The following is a 24,030-nucleotide window of genomic DNA, read 5'->3' on the forward strand; positions in this document are numbered from 1 at the left end:
GACAGCCAGAATAGGGCTTCACCAGAGCCAAATAGTGGAAATCTTCTCCCCAGGTTATTGTTTGTCATGAACGCGGGTTGGTGCGCAACGTAATTCGATCGGATCCTCTGAGATCAATTATCAGGTATATGCTGGAGCACTACCGGCATGGGCATATTCTGCAAAAAGCCCCCGAAGGTCCCATCCCGGCTATCGAACTATATTGCCCGGACCCGGCGAATTCTCTGCTGTTCCAGTGGTCATAACAATATTTTTATAATATTTATCCTATGCACCCGCCGTCACGGGAGGTGACGTGAATGGTAGAGGCGAGGTTTAAGGCGAACCCGGCGGTGGTTGAGAAGTACCTGGCCGGGGTAGATTACCCGGCGAATAGGCAGGATCTGATCAAGCGGGCAAGGATGAACAATGCGGACAGCGATGTCATGGAGACTCTCGACAGCCTGCCCGACCAGACCTACCACTCGCCGATAGACGTCAGCAAGGCGATGGCCGGGTCGGAGATTGGGTCAACCCGGAGATCACCGTCCGGTGAAAGAGTCGGTCTTGAGACCGAACGGGAGGAGACACGGGAGCCGCCTGCACGGGGCGGCGGGGAGGCATCGGTCAGCAGGTCCACAGCTGTCAGCCCGGCTGAAGTGCAGAGGTACCTCCGCGGCATGCACTACCCCGCGGGCAAAAGCGAGGTCATCAGCCAGGCGCAGAAGAACAACGCGCCGGGTGATGTGCTCGATATCCTGGAGAGGATCCGGGACCGGGAGTTCCGTTCCGCCGCCGACGTGAGCAAGGCCCTCGGCGAGGCTATGTAGGCGACAGACCTGCACCGGAGACAGTATCCTGTGCCGGCCAATAGCGTGGTATAACCCGGGAGATCGGCGGTATGACTGGAGAGAAGAAAGGGGCAAGACGTGGCCTCGCATCTGCAGACGAAGCGACCCGGAAACGCGTTGCGAGGACTGGCGGGATGGCGCCGCACACAGAACGGGGACTCCAGGCTGCTTCCCGCGAGACCCGCCGCCGGGTCGCGAGAGCCGGCGGCAGGGCTCCGCACGAGGCGAGGGGGCTCCAGGCTGCAAGTGTTGAGACCCGGAAGCGCGTGGCACGGGCAGGCGGGAGATCCCCGCATGAGGAGCGGGGACTCCAGACAGCATCCGGGGAGACCCGTCAGCGGGTCTCCCGCAAAGGCGGCCGGTCGTCAGCCGGTGAGGAATCCTCCCCATAGGCCAGAAGGCTCCCGGCGCTTCACATCTCCGGAATACTGCTCTTCCGACGTGGGGGACCTCAATCGATCTCTTCCCGGGTCTTCCCCTGCACCTGCGGTTCCCAGGCCGGCGCCCGGGGTTTCGCTGCTGCCGGTGTCCGGGCATACTCCGTCCCGGCACTCTTCAGGAGAGACGGGTAATACCGGGCGAAGTACTCTTTCACCATCCGGCGGGACGAGAACCGGGGGCCGTTGCTCTTGATCGACTCCTTCATCATCTTCACCCAGCCGTGGGGGACGTCGTCGATGGAGCGGTTGTAGTAGAGCGGGACGACCTCTTTCTCCAGGAGGTCGTAGATCGCCGCAGCATCGGTGCCGTCCCTTCCCTCGCAGGCGGCTGTCTCGCTCCCGAACGCCCAGCCGTTTCTGCCGTTGTACCCTTCGGTCCACCATCCGTCCAGGATGGAGAGGTTCAGCACCCCGTTCAGCGACGCTTTCATGCCGCTCGTGCCGCTCGCCTCCATCGGGGGCAGCGGGTTGTTCAGCCAGACGTCGACGCCATGCACCAGGTACTGGGCCACCTTCTCGTTGTAGTCCTCAACAAAGGCGACCCGTCCCCCGAACCCGGGTTGCTGCGTGTAGCGGTAGATCTGCTGGAGCACCCGCTTTCCCTCGTTATCCGCCGGGTGGGCCTTGCCGGCAAAGATGATCTGGACGGGATACCACCGGTTATTCAGGATGCGTTTTAACCGCTCCATGTCCTCGAAGATGAGATGTGCCCGCTTGTAGGTCGAGAACCGCCGGGCAAACCCGATCGTCAGGACTGAGGGGTTGAGGAACGCCCCCCCGGCCGCCGGACCCGGTCGGCCACCGGGGTGCTGCTCCGCCCACTTGATCCGCTCCTGCTCCCGGATCCGGTTGAAGAGTTTCGCCTTCAGCCAGGTGTGGAGGTGCCAGAGTTCGGCATCCGGTATCTCGTCGATGAGTTCCCATATCGCCGGGTCGTCATGCTCCGCGAGCCAGTTCGGACAGGTCGGCCCGATCTGTCGGTCGTAGAGGTCCCGCATCCGGTGGTTCAGCCAGGTCGGCACATGGACGCCGTTGGTGACGTAGTCGATGGGCACCGTCGCTTCGGGAGTCCCGGGCCACAGGCACCTCCACATCTGCCGGGTGACGCTCCCGTGCGTGCGTGAGACGCCGTTGTGGTGCGCCGACGCGCGCAGGGCGAACGCAGTCATGTTGAAGCCCGCGCCCGGGAGCTGCGGGTGGACACCGAGCTGCAGGAACTCCGTCCGGTCGATGCCGAGCGCCGGATAGTAGGCCTGGAAGTAGCGGTCGATGAGGTCGACAGGGAAGACGTCGTGTCCTGCGGGAACGGGGGTATGCGAGGTGAAGACGGATGTCGCCCGAACCTGCTCAAGCGCTTCTTCGAAGTTCATCCCCCGCTCGACCCGCTCCCGGATCCGCTCAAGCAGCGCAAACGCCGGGTGCCCCTCGTTCAGGTGCACCGCCGCGTACTCGATGCCGAGCGCGTGGAGCACTTTTCGTCCGCCGATGCCGAGCACGATCTCCTGCCGGAGGCGCTGCTCCAGGTCGCCCGTGTAGAGCCGGGAGGATATGCCCCGATTCCGGGGGTCGTTGCAGGCGATATCCGTATCCAGGAGGTAGAGCGGTATCCTGCCGACCTGGACCTTCCAGACAGCGACGTAGATGGGCGGGTCGATATGCGGGACCCGGACCACCAGGTCTTCGCCGGCCGAATCGAGCACCCGGATGATGGGCGCCGCATCGTGGTCGAGGGGCTCGGTGATGTCCTCCTGCCACCCGTCAGGGTCGATCTGCTGGTGCAGGTAGCCCTGCGAGTACAGGAATCCGACGGCGACCATCGGGAGGCCGAGGTCGCTCGCCTCTTTTAAGTGGTCGCCGGCGAGGAATCCGAGCCCGCCCGCATAGATGGGGAGCGAGTGGTGGAGCCCGTATTCCGCCGAGAAGTAGGCGATCGTCAGTGAACTGCGGTCGGGGTACTGTGCAGAGAACCAGGTCCCGGTGGCGTTCATGTACTTCCTGAACCGGCGCATGACGATGTCGTAGCGGCGGAGGTAGGCAGGGTTCTCCGCTGCCCGTTTCAGGAACTCGATCGGTATCTCGCGGAGCATCCGGACCGGGTTATGGATGCTCTCCTTCCATGCCTGCGGGTTCACCTGTTTGAAGAGTGTCCGGGCCTCCGGATTCCAACTCCACCAGAGGTTGTACGCGAGGTCGACGAGTCCTGAGATCCGCTCCGGGATGTGATCAAACTGATTGCGTATGGAGTCCTCCATAAAATCTGCCCCTTTCGAATGGTGTACTCTCCGTATTTATTATTATATATGTCTACGGATTTTTGTTCTGGGCCGATAAAATTGAAAAAAATGCGAAATATAAGGTTTTTATCGGGACGAGACGCCAACGAAACGGATCCGGTCTACGGCATGCCGTGCGGTTGCGGAATACCCCGAAACGGGATAGGGCGAGCCCCCCGGATGCAGGGGGCGCTCAAATGCCCTCTGCCGCAGCGATGCCTGCGCGACGGCGCCGGGGCGGGCGGCCTCTCTGCAGAAAGGGGTTTGAGATATGGGTTGTTCTGGGTTCACAACACCCACCATACACTCTGGCGGCAGGGGAGTAATAGCCCCCGCCGCCTCATCCCCTCCCGTATATCCCCGTAACCTCAGAAAACTCCTGCATGGCCTGCTCCCCCGTCTGCTCCGGCCGGAGCCGCCACTCCCAGTTTCCCTCCGCCGTGCCCGGCCGGTTCATCCGCGCCTCCTCACCGAGGCCGAGGATGTCCTGCATCGGGATGATCACGGTCTCGGCGGGGGAGAGCATCGCCAGGCGGATGAAGATCCGGTGAATCTGATCGGCGCCGACCGGTCCCCCGATGTAGCGGAATAGGAGGTTCTTCTGGTCGTCGGAGACCTCATGCTCGAACCACCCCCTGACCGTGTTGTTGTCGTGCGTCCCCGTGTAGGCGACGCACCCGTTCGTTATGTTATGGGGCGCGTGAGGATTCCTTGCGACGTCGCCGGAGAAGCCGAAGATCAGGATCTTCATCCCCGGGAACCCGAAATGGGCCATCATCTCGTGGACGTCTGAGGTGATGTAGCCGAGGTCTTCGGCGATGATGGGGAGGCACGACCTGCCCGCGTGAAGCAGGGTGAAGAGGTCCCGGCCGGGTGCATCGACCCAGCGCCCGTTCTGTGCAGTCGTATCCCCGGCCGGCACCTCCCAGAACTGCACAAACCCCCGGAAGTGGTCGAGGCGCACCCGGTCGACGAGGGCGAGGGTGCGGTCGATCCGGCTCTCCCACCACGCGAATCCCTGCGCCCGGTGCGCATCCCAGTTGTAGACCGGGTTTCCCCAGAGTTGCCCTGTCGCGCTGAACATATCGGGTGGAACCCCCGCAACAACGGCCGGCTTCTTATACTCGTCCTGTTTGAAGAGTCCCGGGTTCGCCCAGAGGTCGACGCTGTCGTAGGTGAGGTAGATTGGGAGGTCCCCGATGACCTGGATGCGGCGCTCGTGGCAATGGTTCTTGAGCACCTTCCACTGGCGGTCAAAGACATACTGGAGGAACTTCTCCCGGAAGATCCGGTCAGCAAGTTCGGTGCCGTGCTTCCGCAGCGCCTCCTCGTGCCGGTCCCGGATCCCGGACGGCCAATCGCCCCAGGCCTTCCCAGGGAACCGGTCCTTGAGGGCGACGAAGATGGCGTAGTCGTCGAGCCACGAGACGTTCGCGGCCGCAAACTCCTTGTAATGAAAGTCCCCCCCGTGCTCTTTGAACCGCTCAAACGCCCGGTCGAAGAGGCCATTTTTGTAGTCGAGGACCGCCTGGTAGTCAACCCGGTCCCCCGGGAAGCCGGGCGGGTCCCTTATCTCCTCCGGGGGAAGGAGACCGTCGATGACCATCTGCTCGGGGCTGATGAGCCAGGTGTTTCCGGCAAACGCCGATGTGCTCTGGTAGGGTGAGTTGCCGAAGCCCGGGCATGTCGGGTTGAGGGGGAGGATCTGCCAGTAGCGCTGTCCTGCCCCGGCGATGAGGTCCACGAACCGGTGCGCCGCGGGCCCGAGGTCGCCGATGCCGTACGCCGATGGGAGCGACGTGATGTGGAGGAGAACCCCGCTGCCACGTCGGTTCATGCTTCTCCCCTCCTCACGTCACCCGCACGCCGAGGCATGCCGCCGCCTCCCGGAAGGCTTCTGCCCACTGCTGTGCACTGCTATCTCCCTCCTCTGCACGCTCCTGCATCCCGGCATACTGCCCGCGCATCCCGATACAGGCGTTCTGGCTCTCCCATAGAGTGAGCGAGAGCCCAAAAACTTTCGCACACCCGGCGATGCGGACGACCTCCTCAAGCGGCGCCGGATCCTCCGGCCGGGCCGCCGCTTCCTCGATAGAGAGCGCGATCCGCCTGCTTGCCGCCTCCCTGAGGGCCGCGAGGTCGGGTCTGAGGTTCTTCGCCTGCATCTCCCCGGCGAGCGCCGAAAAGTGGTCCGGGTCGGGACACCCGGCTTCAAGCATCGCGAGCAGCCGTTCGGTGCAGGCGTGCTCCCGGAGCTGGGCGGCAACCCCCGGTTCGGGGATCCCGAGGTCCTCGAGCATGCGAAGCAGCGGGGCCGCGTCGCGGTAGACAGCGCAGACGGCCGACCCGATGCCAGGGAGAACCCGGCAGGCGAGCGCCCACCGCTCCTCGTCGGAGAGGTCGTTGGCGGTGTAGACGCGGGCAAAGGCCCCGGATACGGCGCCTGCGGGATCGGGGCCCATCACCTCCTCCCACGCCGCGTGGAGCGCCTCATCGCCGCCGGTCTTGCGCACGCCGACGACGACCCGGTCCATCCCGGTAAAGAGCGCGACCGCGTCAAGGAGCGCCTCCTCCCCCGTCACCCGGGATAGCACACGGACGGTCCCGAGGAGGCTCTGCCGGCCATCGGCGCCCGACCGGTAGCGCCAGTCTCCGCGGACGGCGTACATCCCCGACGCGACCGCGAGGGGTTCGAGGTCGAAAAGCGCGTAGAGGGCTGCCCCTGCCCCGAGCCGGGCGAGGTCCGTCGCCGCCGCCGGCCGGACCAGGGCCTCGTAGACCGCAGCGCCGGTCGCATACTCCGGGTCGTTTGACGGAGCACGGCGGAGGATATCGATGAACGCGGACTCGAGGTCAATCCCGAGGACCTGCCGGGCAAGGTCCATTGCCCGGCTTGCGTGCCGCATCACCTGGACGCTCCCCGGCTCCGTTATATCGTCAAAGAACCAGCCGCAGCTCGTCTGCATCAGCATTGCCTGCCGCTCCAGTTCAAGGAGGGCAAGCACCCGTCGCCGTCCGCCGGGCGAAGGGTCGCGGAGGGCGTGCCGCGAGAAGAACGCCGCCGCGGCTTCGTCGGACCACCGGCCGAGGACGAGGCCGACAGCATCGTCCCGGACCTCCCGGGGGTCTCTGACGAGGGCCACGAGCGCCTCCGCCGATCCGGGGGCGAGGGCATCCCTGACCATGTCGACCGCCTCCCGGAGCGGCCTGCGCCACGCCTGCGACCAGCCGGGGTGCGCCCCGCTATGGCACCCGCACTCCCCCTGCCAGCGCCCGACGCCGTGGGTGCAGCTCCAGGACGTCATCTCCCGGACGACGACCTCGTGCGTGGGCGGGTGCGCGTCGAGGTACTCGCCGTAGACCGTGAGGCGGGCGTCGCGACGCGCCTCGATGGTGCGGAGACAGTAGGCGAGCGCCATCTCCCCAAACTCGCGGTGGTGGCCGTAGGTCTCCCCGTCGGTCGCGATATGCACGAGTTCCGGGCGCTCTCTCCTCCGGGAGAACGCGCCGAGCAGCCGCCCGGCGAACCGCCGCCCGTCGGAGAGCAGGTCGCCGAACGCGACGTCGCGGGCGATCGCCCCGTCGTAGAAGAAGACAGCGATGCTGCGGCCCGAGGGGAGGCGGCAGACGTAGGGCATCGTTGTATCGACCCGGCCGCCGGAGACATCCGTCCAGCCCTCCACCCCGATCACCCGCACCCTCCCGGCCTGGTGGGGGGCAAGGACCGTGAACCGGATCCCGGCCTCCGCCATCAGGTCCAGGGACTCGATATCGACCGCCGTCTCCGGGAGCCACATCCCTTCGGGCTCCCGGCCGAACCGTGCCGCAAAGTCGCGGATCCCCCAGATAACCTGAGTCCGTTTCTCCTCCCGGGTCGCAAGCGGCATGATGATGTGGCTGTAACAGGAGGCGATCGCGGACCCGTGGCCGGCGTAGCGCTCCCGGCTCTCCCGGTCAGCCTCGATGATCGCTCCGTAGACCTCCGGCCGGTGCCTCTCAAGCCAGGAGAGAAGCGTCGGTGCGGCCGTGAAGCTGATCCTCGAGTAGGTGTTTGTGACCTCCGCGATCAGGCCGTCCGCATCAAGTATGCGTGCGGCGGTGTTTGGAGCGTAACACTCCGCGGTCACCCGTTCGTTCCAGTCGTGGTAAGGCGCGGCGGACCGCTGGACCTCGACACCGCCGGACCAGGGGTTCTCCCGCGGCGGCTGGTAGAAGTGGCCGTGGATGCAGACGGCGCGGTCCACCGTCACGCCCCCTCGGGAACGAAGATGACTGCGCCGAGCGGGGGCAGGGTAAGCGGGAGCGACCACGGCCGGCCGTGCGCCGGGACCCGCTCCGCCTCCACCCCACCGAGGTTCCCGACACCGCTCCCGCCGTACTCGACCGCATCGCTGTTGAGCACCTCATTCCAGAACCCCCCGAACGGGACGCCGATCCGGTAGCCGTAGCGCGGCACCGGGGTGCAGTTGCAGGCAACGAGGACGACGTCGTCGGCCGACCGCCCCCGCCGCAGGTAACTGACGACGCTCTTCTCCACATCCGAGAAGTCGACCCACTCGAACCCCCCGGGGTCGGCGTCCCGCTCGTGGAGGGCGGGCTCCCGCCGGTACAGCCGGTTTAAGTCGGTGACCCACCGGAGGATCCCCCGGTGGGAAGGATACTGCAGGAGGTCCCACGCAAGCCCGGCATCGTGGCTCCACTCCGACCACTGCCCGAACTCAGCCCCCATGAAGAGGAGTTTCTTTCCCGGGTGCGTGAACATATACCCGTAGAGGAGGCGGAGGTTCGCCCGTTTCCGCCACTCGTCGCCGGGCATCTTTCCTGCGAGCGAATTCTTCTCGTGGACGACTTCGTCGTGCGAGAGGGGGAGGACGTAGCGCTCCCGAAACGCGTACCATATGCTGAACGTGAGGAGGTCGGGTCGGTACTTCCGGAAGACCGGGTCGAGCACGAAGTAGTCCAAGGTGTCGTGCATCCAGCCCATGTTCCACTTCAGGTCGAACCCGAGCCCCCCGGTCGCGGTCGGGGCGGTCACCCCCGGCCAGGAGGTCGCCTCCTCGGCGATGACGAGCACGTCCGGGAAGTTTGCGTGGACCGTGTCGTTCGCCTTCCGGAGGAACTCTATAGCCTCGAGGTTCTCCCTCCCGCCGTAGACGTTGGGCGTCCATTCCCCGGCGCTCCGTGCGTAGTCGAGGTAGAGCATCGAGGAGACCGCATCGACCCGCAGGCCGTCCGCGTGGTAGCGTTCGAGCCAGAAGAGGGCGCTGCTTGCAAGAAACGACCGGACCTCGTTTCTCGCGAGGTTGAATATATAACTCTTCCACTCGGGATGGTAGCGCTGGCCCGGGAGAGCGTGCTCGTAGAGGTGGGTGCCGTCGAAGTAGGAGAGCCCGTAGCCGTCGGCGGGGAAGTGAGACGGCACCCAGTCGAGGATCACCCCGATCCCGCGCTGGTGGAGGTAGTCGACGAGATGCATGAAGTCCTGGGGGATGCCGTACCTGCTCGTGGGAGCGAAGTAACCGAGCGTCTGGTAGCCCCAGGAGGCATAGAACGGGTGCTCCATGATGGGGAGGAACTCGACGTGGGTAAACCCGACATCAAGCATGTAGTCGGCGAGCTCGGTCGCCGCCTCCCGGTAGCTCAGGGACCGGTTCTCCTCCTCCGGCACTTTCCGCCACGATCCGGGATGCATCTCGTAGATGGATACCGGGGCGTCCGGAGAGTTGTTCTCCTCGCGGCCCCGCATCCACGCCCGGTCCCGCCAGGTATAGGCGAGGTCCCAGATGATGGATGCGGTTTTCGGCGGGATCTCCCAGAAGTATGCGAAAGGGTCGCCCTTCTCGACAGAATAATTGTTGTACCTGCTTTTGACGTGGTACTTGTAGAGTGCTCCGTGACCTATATCCGGTATAAATCCTTCCCAGATGCCGGAATCGTCGCCCCGCACACCGAGCGGATTTTTACCCGCCTCCCACCTGTTGAAGTCCCCGATGACCGAGACTTCCACCGCATTCGGCGCCCAGACCGCAAAGAATGTCCCCTGTGTGCCGCCGGCGACGGCGGGGTGCGATCCCAGTCTGTCGTGCAGGCGGGAGTGGCTCCCCTGCCTGAAGAGGTAGACGTCGTAGTCTGTGATGAGGCTCCCGGTCCTCGTGATATCAGGTAGCGCCTGTTGCATGGTTTCACCTCCAGGATCAGGGGCCGCCGGCAAGAAGGTTCCTGTAGACGCCGAGCGTCCTCTCCGTGACGACGTCCCACCGGAACTTCTCCATCACGTTCCTGCGGCCGGCCTTCCCGAGTTTCTGCATGTAGGCCGGGTCGTCGATGAGGTGGCAGATCCCCCAGGCAATCGAGTCCGGCCGGACGGGGACCTTGATACCGTTTACGTAGTTATCGATGTTCTCGGAGAGTCCCCCGACATCGGTCGCGACGACGCAGCGCTCCGCACTCCAGGCCTCCGTAAGGACGAGGCCGAACGGTTCGTTCCTGCTCGGTATGGCGACGAGATCGCAGGCGTTCAGGAGCCGGATATGGTCCGCGTCCGAGACGTAGCCGAGGAACTGCACCGGGAGGCCGTGCGCCATCCCCTCCAGGTAGCCGCGCATATCCCCGGTACCGGCAAAGAGGAACTGCACGTCCCAGCGTGTGGCGAGGATCCGGGGTATAGCCTGGATGAGAAGGTCAGGCCCCTTCTGGTAGGTGAGACGCCCGACGAAGAGGACGACGGGCGCGAGCGGGTGGATGCCGTAGTGTTTCTTCACCTCGCCCGGGTCGACCATGAGATGGTAGGCATCGGGGTCGATACCGTTCGGGATGACGGTGACCTTCCATTCGGGGACGTTGTAGAGCCACATCACCTCGGTCTTCGTCGAGTTTGAGACGGTCGTGACCGCCTTTGCTATGTAGCCGCCGTACCACTCCTTACCCGATATCTCCTGAAACTCCCGCCAGCCGCCGAAGTTCCCCCCGTGCCGCCCGTACTCGGTGGAGTGAAAGGAGAGGACGGTGTTTCGGTCGCGGAGGGTATGCATCGCCTCGACGAGATGCCAGTCGTGGAAGTGGAGGATATCGAACGCCGGGGTGTCGCAGGCGCGGAAAGCGTCCACGAGCATGTTGCTCATGGTCCTGCAGTACTCGATGATGTTGTCGCCGAAAGGCAGGCAGTAGTGGTAGTGGACGTTGTTGATCACTGCATCTCCGGGCTCTCCCCGCGTGAAGAAGTGGACCTCATGCCCCCTCCGGGCGAGGTGCTCGGCGAGGTGGGTCGCCGCCGGAGCAAGACCCCCCACCTTGAACGATGAGTGGAGTGACTCCCAGCAGAAGAATGCTAACTTAAGCGTTTCCATAGCTTGCCGATCCTCTTCTGAATGGTCAACTGGAGTTTACGGCGGTGGGAGACTCCCCGGACCTTCCCCGCCAGTTTCGTATCGCCGATGACCTGGTCGATCCACCGGTAAAAGTCCTCCCGTTCCACATGGTAGCGGATGACGTCGTCCGGGGCAAACTCGAGCATGTTTGCGAGTTCCTGGAGGCTGTGGGCGGCGTACCCGGCCGGCCGATCATGCGATGAGAAATAGAACGCTTTATCGGGGGGGACGCACCGGAGCGCGAGAGCGGATTTGGGGGATCGAGCGCTGGCTGCAGACTGTTCCTCGGCGTGCGAGAGGATCCGCATAAACGAGGCGAAGTAGTCGTAGGTCGCCTGGTGGCTGACGGCGTGGAGCGGTTTTCCGCACGAGGGCGAGCGCATGGCCATCCTGCGGATATGGTCGGTCTCAAGAAGGCAGCGCCAGACCGCCGGGTCCGCGACCAGACCTCCGGCCTCCTCGACTGCTTCGAGGGCGGACTGCTGCAGGATGGTCCTCTGCTGGCTCTGCGGGCCTCCCGGCACGGTGGTCTCCCCGATATCCCCGTGCGGCGAGAGCCGGGCGGCGTCTGATGGGTGCACAGTCTGTATCCCCTCTTCGGCGAGGGCGGACGGGAGCGCACGCAGGAACTCGAGGATGCCTGTCTCGGAGCCGATGACGTCCCCGAAGATGCGATAGTCGAGAAAGAGCGTGATGCAGTCGCCGGGGGATACGGCGAGCCACTCTGCATAACGGTCGGCCATCAGCGGCCACCGGTCCCACTCTCTCCAGGGAAACCGCACGGCGATGTCGTCGGAGAGATCGCAGTGGGTGACGAGGACCGGGAGGCCCCGGTAGGTGTAGGTGTGGTTTGGGCCCCTCTCCAGGGCGGGCTCTCCGTTCCCCTCGATGATGGCCGCCCGAATTCCGGCCCGGGCAAGCGCCTCTGCGGTGGCGGGGGTGATGGGGTAGTCGGTATGGGCAAATGTGGTCGGCGCGACCGAGAAGTGCTCCTTCATCAGGTCCCGGTGCATGAGGATCTCGTCCTCGAACTCCGCGAGGTCGGCGAACTGTCCGGCGACGCTATGGTAGTAGGTCTCTGCGAGGACTTCGACGTTCCGGTGGGTTGCCGCACGGGACAGGAGTTCGAGCGTCTCCGGATACCATCGTTCAAGGTGCTCCACCATCACTCCGGAGATGCTGAAGGCACACGTAAACCCGCCATCGAGGAGATCGAGGAGGATCTCCGTCGCCGGCCGGAAAGAGCGGTCGATGACCCGTCCCAGGTCTTCCTTCGTGTTCGGGTTAAAGTAACTGTCTTTCGCGTTTCTCTTTCCCTTTACCACATCAGGTTGAAAATTGGGATTGAGATAACAGGGATAGTGAATATCGAATCCCAGACAGACCATCGGTGGATTTGAGTCCTCGCCTGTCATCAGTGATAGATAGCCGTTTCCGTATATAAAGGTCGCCAAACCGGAACATCTTTCGATCTTCAGCCCCCTACAGTGCCCCGATGCTCCGGTGGTGGGCAAGTATCGCCTCCCGGTGAGATCGAAGCCATCCGGAGCCCTGACTGAAGGTTTCACTCTCGTATCGTCTTCCGGATATCCTCAAATGGGAGGAACACTTACCGCATAACGGAGATCAGCGTGAGCACAGATGGATTTGCCGTGAGGACGATGAGGCGGCAGGAGGTCGAGGCCGCCGTCGGCTGGGCGGAGCGAGAAGGATGGAACCCGGGGGTTTCCGATGCGGAGGCCTTCTATGCCGCCGATCCGGAGGGGTTCTTCATCGCCGAACTCGACGGCGCGCCGGTAGGGTCGGTCTCAGTCGTCAACTACAGTGAGGCGTTTGCCTTTGCCGGCCTGTACATCCTGAGGCCCGAATACCGGAACAGGGGCTACGGGAGCAGGCTGTTTGCCGCGGGCATGGCCCACGCCGGGAACCGGAACATCGGGGGCGACGGTGTCCTCGCGATGCTGGAGAAGTACCGCACGCGGTCGGGGTTCTCCCTTGCCTACAGGAACATCCGGTTCGAGGGCACCGGTGGCGGCAATGAGCCTGAAGGGCCGGTTGATATCGCCGCGGTGCCGTTTGAACCGCTCGCCGCATACGACGCCCGGCACTTCCCGGCGCCGCGCCCTCGCTTTCTCGCGGCCTGGATCCGGCAGGAAGGAACCCGGGGCCGGGCGGTGCTCACAGAAGACGGCGAGATAGCAGGATACGGCGTCATCCGGAGGTGCCATCACGGCAACAAGATCGGACCCCTCTTTGCGGATACACCGGATGTTGCGGAGGATATCTTCCTTGCTCTCTCCGCGCAGGTGCCGGGCGAGCCGGTTTACATCGATACGCCGGAACCGAACGCTGCCGCTGTGGCGCTTGCCCGCCGGCAGGGGATGGTCCCCGTCTTTGAGACGGCACGGATCTACACGAAGGCGGTCCCCGGCCTGCCTCTCGACGAGATCTTCGGCGTGACGTCGTTCGAACTCGGGTGAGGGGGGCCCGCTCCCCTCCCCTGTCTCTGTCGCGTACGGCTCTCCCTGTCTCTGCCCCATAAGACTCTTCTATAATCCCCCACCCCACCCGCACCTTCGGCGCTCCTCCCCCGCCCTCAAGGGGGCGGGGGCAGTGCGTGGCGATATCCGGTGGAAAGCCGTGTCCGGGAAGCGAGCCAGAGACCCATCCCTTCTCCAGTATCTCCCCGTACAGTGGACCGTGGGAGTATCGCCATTGGGGGAGGGGCCGACGGGGAGGGGGGCCCGCCTCCCCTGTCTCTGTCGCGTACGGGCTCTCCCGATAGCCCCCACCCCCCCTGCGCTTCGCGCTCCATCCCCCTTCCTGCGGGGCAGGGGCAGCACATGGCGATATCCAGGAAAGGCTGTTCACAGTCCTTTTCCGGATCTCCCCCTCTCCGGTATATCCCCCGGGCAGCGGGGTTATCGCCATCGGGAAGGCAGTCTGTCTCCTCCCCTCACGGGGTGGGATACCCGTACCCCCTCCATCCCCCGCCCGGACCAAAACATTCTAAAGAGTCCCTCGAAGAGTACCATCCAGGAGTATGACCGTATGGATTACCTGGAGGAGTTTCCCGTTCTCTTCATCGACGACGAACTGCACTCGGATACCGCGGAGGGCCGGGCGTCGCGGGAGATCGTGAAAGAACTGAAAGATGAGGACTTCCCCGTCATCGAGGCCCTGACCGCCCGTGACGGGGTCCACGCATTCCTCTCGCACCCGCATGTGAGCTGCATCATCATCGACTGGGAACTCACTCCCGAGGCCGCGGACGGCATGCTCACCGCGCGAGACGTCATCACCCTCATAAGGGAGCGCAACCCGAAGGTCCCGATATTCTTAAACACCGAGAAGCTGGCGATCTCTGCCATACCTCTCGGCGTCATATCCCGGATCGACGGCTACATATGGAAACTCGAGGACACCCCCGGCTTCATCGCCGGCCATATCAAGCGGGCGGCAAAGAACTACCTCGCCGACGTCCTCCCGCCGTTCTTCCAGGGGCTTATGGACTATGTCGAGGAGTATAAGTACTCCTGGCATACGCCGGGGCACATGGGCGGCGTCGCGTTCCTCAAGAGCGCCGCCGGCCGGATCTTCTACTCGTTCTTCGGCGAGAACGCTCTCAGGGCCGACCTCTCGGCCTCGGTGCCGGAGCTCGGTTCGCTCCTGGATCACTCCGGTGTCGTTGGAGAGGCGGAACGGAAGGCCGCGGAGGTCTTCGGGGCCGACCGGACCTACTTCGTCACCGGCGGCACGTCGGCCGCGAACAAGATCGTCTGGCTTGGGACCGTCACCCCCGGCGACATCGTCCTCGTCGACCGGAACTGTCATGCGTCCGTGATGCACGCGATCATCATGACCGGTGCCGTCCCCATCTACCTCATACCGGCCCGGAACGAGTACGGGATCATCGGGCCCATCCACAGCCGCGAGTTCCTTCCTGAGGTCATCAGGGAGAAGATCCGGGCCTGTCCGCTTGTAGAAGACCCTGGACTGCAGACGGTCAGGATGGCGGTGATCACGAACTCCACGTACGATGGGATCTGCTACAGTGCAGAGCGGATCGAGGAGCAGTTGCGGGACGTTGTCCCGTATCTCCACTTCGACGAGGCGTGGTTCGGCTACGCGAGATTCCATCCTCTCTACGCCGGGAGATTCGGTATGCACAGAACCGATGGGGTCGGCCCGACGGTCTTTGCCACCCAGTCGACCCATAAGGTCCTCGCCGCCTTCTCGCAGGGCTCGATGCTTCACGTCAGGCAGGGCCAGGGGCCCGTCGACCACCCGCGGTTCAACGAGGCGTTCATGATGCTCACCTCCACCTCCCCCCAGTATACCATCATAGCATCGCTCGACGTCGCTGCCAGGATGATGGCCGGGCACTCGGGGAGGTTCCTCATCGAGGAGGCGATCGAGGAAGCGATTGTATTCCGGAAGAAGATGGTGACGGTGGCCGAGGAGATCCGTGAGAGCCCCCTCCCCGAGGAGGACTACTGGTGGTTCACCGTCTGGCAGCCCGACTGCATCATGGACCAGGAGACGGAGAGGCCGCTTGGAGAGGCGGACGACCTGCTGCTCCGGAACCATGCCGGTTGCTGGCTCTTAAATCCCCACGATATCTGGCATGGGTTTCCCGGTATCGAGGAGGGCTACGCCATGCTCGACCCTATCAAGGTGACCATCCTCACCCCCGGGATCGGGCCGGGCGGGAGCATGGATGACCGGGGGATACCGGCGGGGATCGTCACGAAGTACCTCCGGGAGAGCGGGATCGTCGTCGAGAAGACCGGGTATTACTCGTTCCTCGTCCTCTTCACGCTCGGGATAACCAAGGGCAAGTCCGGTACGCTGCTTGCGGAGCTCTTCCGGTTCAAGGCCCTCTACGACCGCAACAGCCCGCTCGAGGAGGTCTTCCCCGACCTGGTGCGGGAGCACCCCGCCCGGTATGCCGGACGGGGGCTCGCCGACCTCTGCCGGGAGATGCACGGCTACCTGAAGGGTGAGTCGATCACCGACGTCGTCCGGAACGTCTACGCGACGCTGCCCGAGCCCGCGATGACGCCGGCGGAGGCCTACCGCCGCCTGGTGCGGGGCGAGGTGACGGCGGTGCCCGCGAGCGAACTTGAGGGGAGGACGGTCGCCGTGATGGTCGTCCCCTATCCGCCCGGCATTCCGGTCATCATGCCGGGCGAGCGGTGCGGCCCGGCCACACAGGCCGTTGTCGATCACCTCGTCTCCCTGCAGGAGTTTGATACCCGCTTCCCCGGGTTCGAGAACGAGGTGCACGGGGTAGATGTTGTTACGAGAGATGGTCGGCGGATCTACTATATCTACTGCGTCGCGGAGTGAGGGGCGGCGGTCACCCGCGCACCCTGCCGCGGGCAAGCGAGGCGAAGATGCCCAGGGTGCAGAAGATGGTAAAGACGGTGAACGCCACATGGAGGCTCATCATGAAAGGGGCCAGAGCTTCGGCCCTGATCTGGGTGGTGCCGATGAGGACGGCGAAGATGACGGTGACGAACCCGAGCGAGAACATCATCCCGGTCGTCCGCATGGTGGCGAGCATCCCGGACGCGACGCCGTAGAGGGACCGGTCGACCGAGGTCATGACGGCGTTGGTGTTCGGGGAGGAGAAGAGGGCGAACCCGAACCCGAGGAGGACGAGGCTCGCGACGATGTACCCTATCGGGGTTACAGGTGTCAGGAACGTGAGGAGGGCAAGGCCGACGGCGGTGAGCGCCATCCCCGCCGAGGCGACGTACTGCGGTTCGACCCGGTCGGAGAGCCGCCCGGCGGGGGCGGCAAAGAGCGCCTGGATGACCGGCTGCGTGATCAGGACGAGTCCCGCGGTGCCGGGGTCGAGCCCCCTGACCACCTGGAGGTAGAGGGAGAGGAGGAACCCGACGGCGAACGTCGCGCCGTAGTTGATCAGGGCGGCGAGGTTCGAGAAGGCGAACGCCCGGTTCGATGCGAGGAGCGGGATGTCGAGGATCGGGTCCGGCGTCCGGGTCTCCCAGGCGTAGAAGACCACGGAGAGCAGGACCCCGGCGACGATTGCTGCAACGCCGCCGATCCCGGGGAGGTGCGAGAACCCGTACATCACAGAAAGAAGCATCGCGCTGTAGAAGACCGAACCGACGATGTCGAACCGCTCCCCGCGTGCGTCGGCCCACTCTTTCGTGAGATGGCGGCGAATCTGGTAGACGATGTAGATGCCGAGGGGGATGTTCGTGAGGAAGATGCTCCGCCAGGTGAGGAACCCGGTGAGGTAACCGCCGAGGAACGGCCCGATGGAGAGGCCGACGTAGACTGCGGTGACGTTGATCCCGAGGGCCCGCCCCCGCTCCTCGGGGGGGAAGACTGACGTTATCATGGCGATGCCGGTGCCGTAGATCATGGCGTTTCCCACACCCTCGAGGAACCGGAAGAGGATGAGCTCGAGCCCCGATGTCGCGAGCGCGGAGAGCAGGGCCGATGCGGTGAAGACAACCACGCCGAGGGTGAAGACGAGTTTGCGCCCGTAGATGTCGGCACACCGCCCGAGCGGGACGAGGAAGATCGCGGTCGCGAGGAGGTACGAGGAGGCCACGAGACTGAGCGAGACGGCGTCGAGAGCGAACTCTGCGGCGATTGTCGGGAGCGCGATGTTCACCGCCGAGCCCATGAATGGGGTGACCACGCGCTGAGTGCAGGGTGATCGGGATGATGCCGGATCACCTGCTGGGGGGTACGGTGCCGGGCAGGAACCTGCCCGGGAGAGAACAATGAAGAGGAGAGGAGTGGGTTAGCCGGTGGCACTCTTTACATTAACCGATAACATATGCAAATTATTTACACGTTCGGGTTTTGTTGGAGAAAGAGCCCTTGTTCCATCGTGAGTAATCTCTTGCTTCAACGGTTATTTTTCGGGAAAACCCCTTGAGGTGGGGTTTAATATTCCGCGCAACACCTTTCCCGCATTGTGCTTGTCCTTCAGAAAGGTGCGGAGTGGACGATTCCTGGCGAAATGCCCGTGATTCTACGTGCTATTCCGGAGACGCTCGGGTGATCTCTCACGCGCCGAGATCGATGTACTGCTTGCGTATATAAAACGTGTAAAGAAATTGGACAGAATTTTTATACGGAGGTCTTCCGATGTCTCATCGGTGGATTCTGATGAAGATCAGCCGCATCATAGGACTTCTGGCCGTCGTCGCCTTCATCGTGCCGGTGGTTTCAGCTACAGGTATCGGAAACGAAAATGACGGAGTCGCGGGACTTCTCTCGCAGGCGGACTGGTATGAAACCCGTGAGTATTTTACGATCACGCAGGGGGAGACTGATACTCATCTGCTCAATGTACCAGCCGGTATGTCCTTACTGAATGTTTACTTAAACTGGTTTACCCCGGACCACTCCCTGAGATTGGAGATCTACAGACCGGATGGGAGCCTGTATGGTTCGTACCATGACAATTATGGTGGACGTCTGGATGGACGGATCCGCATAGATATAAGCAGCCCTGCATCAGGTACCTGGAGACTTAAAGTGTATGGCGAGAGTGTGACAGGAACCATTCCGTATATTTTGAATTGCAATGCTTATGCTTAAATGATTACCTCTCACATGCTTTCAACAAAGCCGAACTCCTACCAAACCAAATCTTTTTATTGATACCGGTTTTATGTAAACCCATGGTCACGCGGGTGCGGATTGCCGGAATTGCTCTGGTCATATTCTGCCTCGCACTGCTGCCGTCTGCCGCATGTGCTACTGCCGTTCAGGGCGCATATCCGGAGAAAGTGCCTTTGGATCTGATGCCGGTGTACGTCTGGAATATCCCCCTGGATATTGTTATTCTTGGACTCGTATCCGTATTCGTTCCGGCGCTCTTTGTCCCGATGCAGCTTGTATTCTCGCTGCTTGCATGGCTGCATTTCGGCCATAAGAGGGTCCTGCACAATAACGTCCTTGAGAACGAAACCCGGAATGCAGCGTACCTGTGCATACGCGATAATCCGGGAATCAATACAAGTTCTCTCTCCCGGTTGCTCGGGATGAATATCGGAACCCTCCGCTACCACGTAGAGATGTTATGCAGGATGGGAACAGTCGTCCCCGAGCCGAACTGCAGAGGCATGAGATATTACGTCGACACGGGCACCTGTCCCGGTCTGGAACGAAAGGTGGCGGGATATCTCAACGAGCAGTCAAAGAGTCGGATACTCAATATCGTTTTGCAACACCCGGGAAGCACGAGAAAAGAGATCGCGTCCCGGCTCATAATGTCGGGCGCGAACGTCACCTGGCATATGAAACCGCTGCTTCGGGACGGTATTGTCAGAGACGAGAAGAAAGGACGGTTCGTACGCTACTACCTCTGCGCCGATGCGAAGGAGTGTGTACAAGCCCACGGATCGTGGAAGCCTGCGTTCGCCGGGGGGCGTGTGTCCGACACCGGTATCTGATTGCCGTTCGGCAGTTCTCCATAACTACACCGTTTGCCCCTTTTCCCGGATCACCCCGTGGCTTATCGAGGATGCGTTCAGAGTCTCCGGGCGCCGCCTGCACGTCATGCATGGACGACGGAGTCGGCCCGGGCGATCTCCTGCTCGGGGAAGAGGATGATATGATCCGATATGCTCTCTGCGGTCGTAATCCCGCCCGACTGCCCGATCTCCGGGAATATCTCGATCATATGCCGGGATGCTTCGGAAGAGAACGTGGCCTCCTTCAGGGGACGAAGCGACCCGTCCACGAAGGCGTACAGGTCGCCGTTGGTTTTGTTGTAGGTCATTGGACCGTCGTGTATGAACGTCGTGAGCGTTATATTGTATTCTCCGTGAGTGAGATCGTCAAACTCGATCCTGTCGACCTCGCGTAATATGGCGAGGGGATGTACCCCCTGCATGGGGAAGTCAAATATCTGGTCGTTATAATATACGTTGCCGCTCTGGTGGACATATACCTCGTACGCGTGCTCCTCCCCGTCTACATAGCCGATCCAGTGGAGTTCGGTGCACTGCACTGTTCCGTCTTTGTCGATATACTGGTTCAGCTGGATGAGCACGGCCGACTCGTTCGAAAACGCCTGCTCCTGTACAAGCGTATTCCAGAGGTCAACCAGGTCGGGTCGGCACTCCCGGGAGTCGAAAGAGATATGCATCTCTCCTCTGGTGACCTCGGGCTGTTCGGGCATGTAGAAATAGTGCACGAAGACGAGAGCGATGAGAATGCTCCAGATGACAATCTGGCTCTTTTTCATGGGACCTCCGGATAGGAGCGTTCTGGTTTCGACGGGTTTTTGTACGGGTTGAAGGTACTGTCTCTCATGGCTGATACAGTTTATGCAATCGGCCGGCAGGCCTGCCTGTCCATCGACAGAACCCAGTACTTCGGGTGCAGGGCGCGCGCAAGTGCGGCAGTCAGAGGCTGCTGTGCCCTGTACGGCATATACCGCCGTGAGAATGGGTTCTCTCCTGTGCCCTCGTCTTCCGGGGAGGGTTCTCTCCGTTCACTTTCGGCAAATATCTGCGAACGTGTAAATGAATCTGACAGAATTTCTAAATAGATCGCCGCTCATGTCATTGTGTGGATGCTTCAGAGCGGCGTCCGCAAAAGGTGTGGGGCTGCCCATCCCTGGTTGACGACCGGATGACGCGCCCCGCATGCCCGGAGGCAAAGAGAACGTACGCGCTCTGTGTACTTAAATGTGTGCCTCTTTTGCCTCCGGGGATGTTATAGGAGGAAGGTAAATGAACGGAAACATTGGAATGCGGGCACTCTCCACGCTCCTCGCCGTGCTGCTGGTGAGTGTCGCGATGGTGCCTGCGGTGGCTGCACAGAGTGAAAAGCACTTTGAAGAAGAATTGCTGCAAAACATGGGTATAAAAGTAAACAGCATTGACACAGAACTGTGCGACTACAAGAAAGTTGGAGACACGATTTTCTTTAATGGAAACGTCAAATTCGATGCAGAATCAGGGATCAGCGGAAAATTTGAGCGAATTTACGCAGACCAGCAAGTTAATGGCCATTACTCAGAAAATGGTTCTTACCGTATCGAATCGGTTGGTACAAACTACCGTTCAGTAATCGATGCACAAGTGGTCTCGGAAAGCTCCGATGCTATCACACTCAAAATTGAGCAAATGGTGGTTAAAAACGGAGTTGTAAAGGCGTCAAGCGATATAGTGACCCTCCCGAAAACCGAGAGTCCTGATATCAATGATCTTAGAGTAAGCAGTATTGGTCTAACAAGTGATAAAACAAAGATTGACTTCCCGAGTCTGGCCCCATCAGGATCGACTTTAGTTTTCAATGATGTGAAGTATAGCGATCTTATGTGGGGCACTGCTGCTCTTGCAGCAATTGCTATGCTTTTCGGTGTGGTACCCGGAGTAATTCTCACTTTAGTGGCTGTGGCTCTCCAAGCTATACCTGATCACTACGATTTCGAACCAGGGGATTGTTACCTCGATATCTGGCTTGTTCCCGAACCGCATCCCTCTGCCCCCATACTTGTAGAGGTTGACTATATATACATTTAAACATCCTATTATTTTTGTGGTGATTATGATTCGCAATTATCTGCCGCTACTATGGAAACTGGTACTCGTTCTTGCAGTAATTCTTCTCATCGCAAACTATTACGAATATACACAAAGCGGCCATTATGACTCCCCCAGACAGTGGCTATTTTTTGCCCTCTTATTCGCAAGCATCATTATCCGGGTCATCAGTCAAAAAATCACGAAAAATACTTGATTTCCCATGAGGTCATCCCGATCCTCCTCCGGTTACGATGAAGTCGATGCAGGTCCAGGATGAACCCGGAACCAAAAACCCCTGACGAACCCCTGTGATAGAAATGACTGCAGAAACACAGAGAAAATCGGGAAAACTCATGGGTATCGTAGGCGTAGTCTGCGGCGTATTCCTGTATTACCTCTGGGTCGCCGTGATCATGGCGATCCTCTTTACGTTCTTCGCAGAATCGAACGCTATGGGAGTATTCACCCCACATTCCCCCGACTTAGGCTGCCACGATGGATCCCCAGATAGAATGTGCTTCTTTTTCCAAATGGTCAATGGAAAGATCTTTATATCAGGCAGCCTAATTATATTATTAGATGCGAACGGTTGTCAGGACCAAAACGATCAACGGCACTGATTATCTCTACGAGATCACCTACTATTACGACAAGGCATCCAAGCGAACCCGGCAGCACAGTCGATATCTGGGGAAAGCTGTTGATGGCCATCCGGTGCGCGTCAGAGATGTTAGCGGTGTCCCGAAGGCAGCTCTGAGTTATGGCGAGTTCCTGCCCTGCTTTGCTGCCAGTGAAACCTATGATCTTGAGCAGCGGTTGGCACGGTATCTCTCCCCGGATGAGGTGCGCGTCGTTCTCACCCTCGTCTACAACCGGGCGATCCGCCCGCTGGCGATGCACCAGGTTGCATCCTGGTATCAAAGCACGATCCTCGCCCACAAGTATCCCGATACCCCGCTCTCATCGCAGTATCTCAGTAATCTGCTCGTAAAAATCGGTCAAGATGCCATCCCGTTCCGGTTTTTCCAGGATCTGGTCACCGAACTCTCCCCGCAGGCAACCCTGTTCTATGATATCACGTCTCTCTCCTCCTACACCTCGACCCTCTCGTTCTTCGAATACGGCCATAACCGAGACGGCTATCATCTGCCCCAGGTGAATATGTCTCTGATCGTTGACAGAGACCGGGGGATCCCCCTCATGTATGACCTATATCCCGGCAGCATCGTCGACGTATCCACCCTGCACAACACCCTGGAAAAGCTCCCGGCACTGGGTGTCACCGGTTCTACGCTCATCATGGACCGAGGGTTCTGCTCCGGTACTAACCTGACAGCACTGGCAGAGAAGCAGATCTCCTTCATCATGCCTGCATCGCGGATCTTTAAGGCGGTGAAGCAGGCGCTCTCCAAGATTCGGCGGACAATTGCTCGCTCCCAAAACCTGCACCTGTTCAAGGAGAAGACAGTGTTTGTCGAACCGGTGGAGCTGATGATCGAGGGAATCCAGTTCTCGGGGTATGGTTACTATAGCCCCCAGCGCGAACAAGACGAACGAGAACGTTTTTACCGAAAGCTTCGCGAAACTATCGACTATCTGGAGAGTATCGAGCTCAAGCCCTACCTGAAGCCGAAGCAAGTGGTTGAGAAACATGCCGGGATCTATGCCCCGTATCTCTCCTGGAAGACCGCCGATAACAGGCTCCACATTACCGTCCGGGAGAAGGCAGTGACGCAACGGGTGCATAAGATGGGGTTGACCATTCTGCTCTATCAGGGCAAATTTACCTGGGACGAGTGCCTATCCCTGTACCGCAGTCGGGATCTGGTGGAGCGATCCTTCGATATGCTCAAGAACGATCTGGACCTCCTGCCGCTCAATGTGAAACGGCAGGAATCGTTGTGCGGTCTCCTGTTTATCTCGTTCCTGAGTCTGCTCCTCCGCATGCATCTTCAGAAACAACTGCAGACGACAGGGTTGGTGAAGAAGTATTCCCTGGAGCGGGTGTTCCTGACCCTCGAGAATATTCGGTGGCTGATCCTACCCGGGGAGAAGGATCTGATCACCGAGATCGGGAAGAAACAGCGGACAATTCTTGATGCCTTCGCCATCCTCCCGGAAGTGAAAAATTACGTGACCACGTAAGTTGGGCAGCCTAAAAGTATGGGAATGTGGGATTCTCAGGTGCTCAAGGCCATGGTTCTCAACGGTCTCGGGTTCATCGAACGTCGTCTCTACCTGTTTCCCGACTTCTTCGATGACATCGCCGTCGAACGCCTCCTCGGCGAGGGCATCACGCGGGACCACCTCAACGACGACGTGCTCGGCCGAACTCTGGACGCGATCGCTGCCTACGGCCCAACCGAGCTCTTCAACGAGATCGTCGCAACATGTCTTCTTCCGACCGACTTCGGCTCTCACTGTATCCACATCGACACCACCAACTTCAGCGTCACCGGGGCGTATGAGGCTGAGCTCGATGTGGGCGAGATCGAGATCACCTACGGCCATCCGAAGGATGGCCGGTGGGATCTCAAACGGTTTGTCCTCGGGATGGCCTCGAACCAGTATGGGGTTCCGCTCTT

16 protein-coding genes and 1 pseudogene are annotated in these 24,030 nt (G+C 61.1%); 9 read left to right on the plus strand and 8 right to left on the minus strand.

Annotated elements, in window-relative coordinates; genetic code table 11:
• The first annotated feature begins 299 nt into the window (after positions 1–299).
• Positions 300–809 (plus strand): DUF2795 domain-containing protein, encoded by a 510-nt coding sequence (locus BP846_RS10380; RefSeq protein ID WP_292395096.1) that lies wholly within the window; start codon positions 300–302, stop codon positions 807–809.
• A gap of 71 nt (positions 810–880) precedes the next feature.
• On the plus strand, positions 881–1,222 hold the full coding sequence (locus BP846_RS10385) for a hypothetical protein (protein WP_292395098.1): 342 nt from the start codon (positions 881–883) through the stop codon (positions 1,220–1,222).
• 59 nt (positions 1,223–1,281) lie between these two features.
• Here the strand turns inward: BP846_RS10385 and glgP are convergent, their stop codons facing one another.
• The 6 genes from glgP to BP846_RS10415 all read right to left on the minus strand — a co-directional run bounded on the left by glgP (position 1,282) and on the right by BP846_RS10415 (position 12,325).
• Positions 1,282–3,522, minus strand: a complete 2,241-nt coding sequence (gene glgP, locus BP846_RS10390; protein WP_292395100.1) for an alpha-glucan family phosphorylase — start codon at positions 3,520–3,522, stop codon at positions 1,282–1,284.
• Positions 3,523–3,883: 361 nt separating this feature from the next.
• Complete coding sequence (malQ, locus tag BP846_RS10395; RefSeq protein ID WP_292395101.1) at positions 3,884–5,380, minus strand: 4-alpha-glucanotransferase; 1,497 nt, start codon at positions 5,378–5,380, stop codon at positions 3,884–3,886.
• Between the two features lie 13 nt (positions 5,381–5,393).
• Positions 5,394–7,787, minus strand: coding sequence for a DUF3536 domain-containing protein (locus BP846_RS10400; RefSeq protein WP_292395103.1), 2,394 nt, complete (start codon positions 7,785–7,787; stop codon positions 5,394–5,396).
• A 2-nt stretch (positions 7,788–7,789) separates the two neighbouring features.
• Complete coding sequence (gene glgB / locus BP846_RS10405) at positions 7,790–9,721, minus strand: 1,4-alpha-glucan branching protein GlgB (protein WP_292395105.1); 1,932 nt, start codon at positions 9,719–9,721, stop codon at positions 7,790–7,792.
• 16 nt (positions 9,722–9,737) lie between these two features.
• Positions 9,738–10,889 carry a glycosyltransferase family 4 protein gene (locus BP846_RS10410; RefSeq protein ID WP_292395107.1) on the minus strand — a complete coding sequence of 384 codons (1,152 nt, stop codon included), beginning with the start codon at positions 10,887–10,889 and terminating at the stop codon, positions 9,738–9,740.
• A complete protein-coding gene (locus BP846_RS10415; protein ID WP_292395109.1) occupies positions 10,871–12,325 on the minus strand; it encodes an alpha-amylase in 1,455 nt (484 codons plus the stop codon). The genes BP846_RS10410 and BP846_RS10415 overlap by 19 nt, the downstream gene beginning before the upstream one ends.
• Before the next feature lie 216 nt (positions 12,326–12,541).
• Here BP846_RS10415 and BP846_RS10420 point away from each other — a divergent pair, with 216 nt between their 5' ends.
• Both BP846_RS10420 and BP846_RS10425 read left to right on the plus strand, forming a co-directional pair.
• Positions 12,542–13,390, plus strand: coding sequence for a GNAT family N-acetyltransferase (locus BP846_RS10420; protein ID WP_292395111.1), 849 nt, complete (start codon positions 12,542–12,544; stop codon positions 13,388–13,390).
• 571 nt (positions 13,391–13,961) lie between these two features.
• Positions 13,962–16,262 (plus strand): Orn/Lys/Arg decarboxylase N-terminal domain-containing protein, encoded by a 2,301-nt coding sequence (locus BP846_RS10425; protein ID WP_292395113.1) that lies wholly within the window; start codon positions 13,962–13,964, stop codon positions 16,260–16,262.
• A 10-nt stretch (positions 16,263–16,272) separates the two neighbouring features.
• Here BP846_RS10425 and BP846_RS10430 read toward each other — a convergent pair whose 3' ends face one another.
• Positions 16,273–17,592, minus strand: a complete 1,320-nt coding sequence (locus BP846_RS10430; protein ID WP_292395115.1) for an MFS transporter — start codon at positions 17,590–17,592, stop codon at positions 16,273–16,275.
• A 476-nt stretch (positions 17,593–18,068) separates the two neighbouring features.
• Between BP846_RS10430 and BP846_RS10435 the strand changes: the two genes are divergently transcribed.
• Both BP846_RS10435 and BP846_RS10440 read left to right on the plus strand, forming a co-directional pair.
• Entirely contained in the window at positions 18,069–18,503 is a 435-nt protein-coding gene (locus BP846_RS10435; RefSeq protein WP_292395117.1) for a hypothetical protein, read from the plus strand.
• An 83-nt stretch (positions 18,504–18,586) separates the two neighbouring features.
• On the plus strand, positions 18,587–19,360 hold the full coding sequence (locus tag BP846_RS10440) for a winged helix-turn-helix transcriptional regulator (RefSeq protein WP_292395119.1): 774 nt from the start codon (positions 18,587–18,589) through the stop codon (positions 19,358–19,360).
• 104 nt (positions 19,361–19,464) lie between these two features.
• Here BP846_RS10440 and BP846_RS10445 read toward each other — a convergent pair whose 3' ends face one another.
• Positions 19,465–20,157 (minus strand): hypothetical protein, encoded by a 693-nt coding sequence (locus tag BP846_RS10445; protein ID WP_292395120.1) that lies wholly within the window; start codon positions 20,155–20,157, stop codon positions 19,465–19,467.
• A 490-nt stretch (positions 20,158–20,647) separates the two neighbouring features.
• Here BP846_RS10445 and BP846_RS10450 point away from each other — a divergent pair, with 490 nt between their 5' ends.
• The 3 genes and pseudogenes from BP846_RS10450 to BP846_RS10460 all read left to right on the plus strand — a co-directional run.
• The gene (locus BP846_RS10450) at positions 20,648–21,442 is read left to right on the plus strand and encodes a hypothetical protein (protein WP_292395122.1); all 795 of its coding nucleotides are present in this window, start codon (positions 20,648–20,650) and stop codon (positions 21,440–21,442) included.
• A gap of 582 nt (positions 21,443–22,024) precedes the next feature.
• Positions 22,025–23,590: an IS1634 family transposase gene (locus BP846_RS10455; RefSeq protein ID WP_292395124.1), complete on the plus strand. Its 1,566-nt coding sequence runs from the start codon at positions 22,025–22,027 to the stop codon at positions 23,588–23,590.
• 33 nt (positions 23,591–23,623) lie between these two features.
• Positions 23,624–24,030: pseudogene (locus BP846_RS10460) on the plus strand (IS1634 family transposase); the annotation flags it as partial.

The sequence above is a fragment of the Methanoculleus sp. UBA303 genome, assembly GCA_002501655.1.
Classification (GTDB): Archaea; Halobacteriota; Methanomicrobia; order Methanomicrobiales; family Methanoculleaceae; genus Methanoculleus.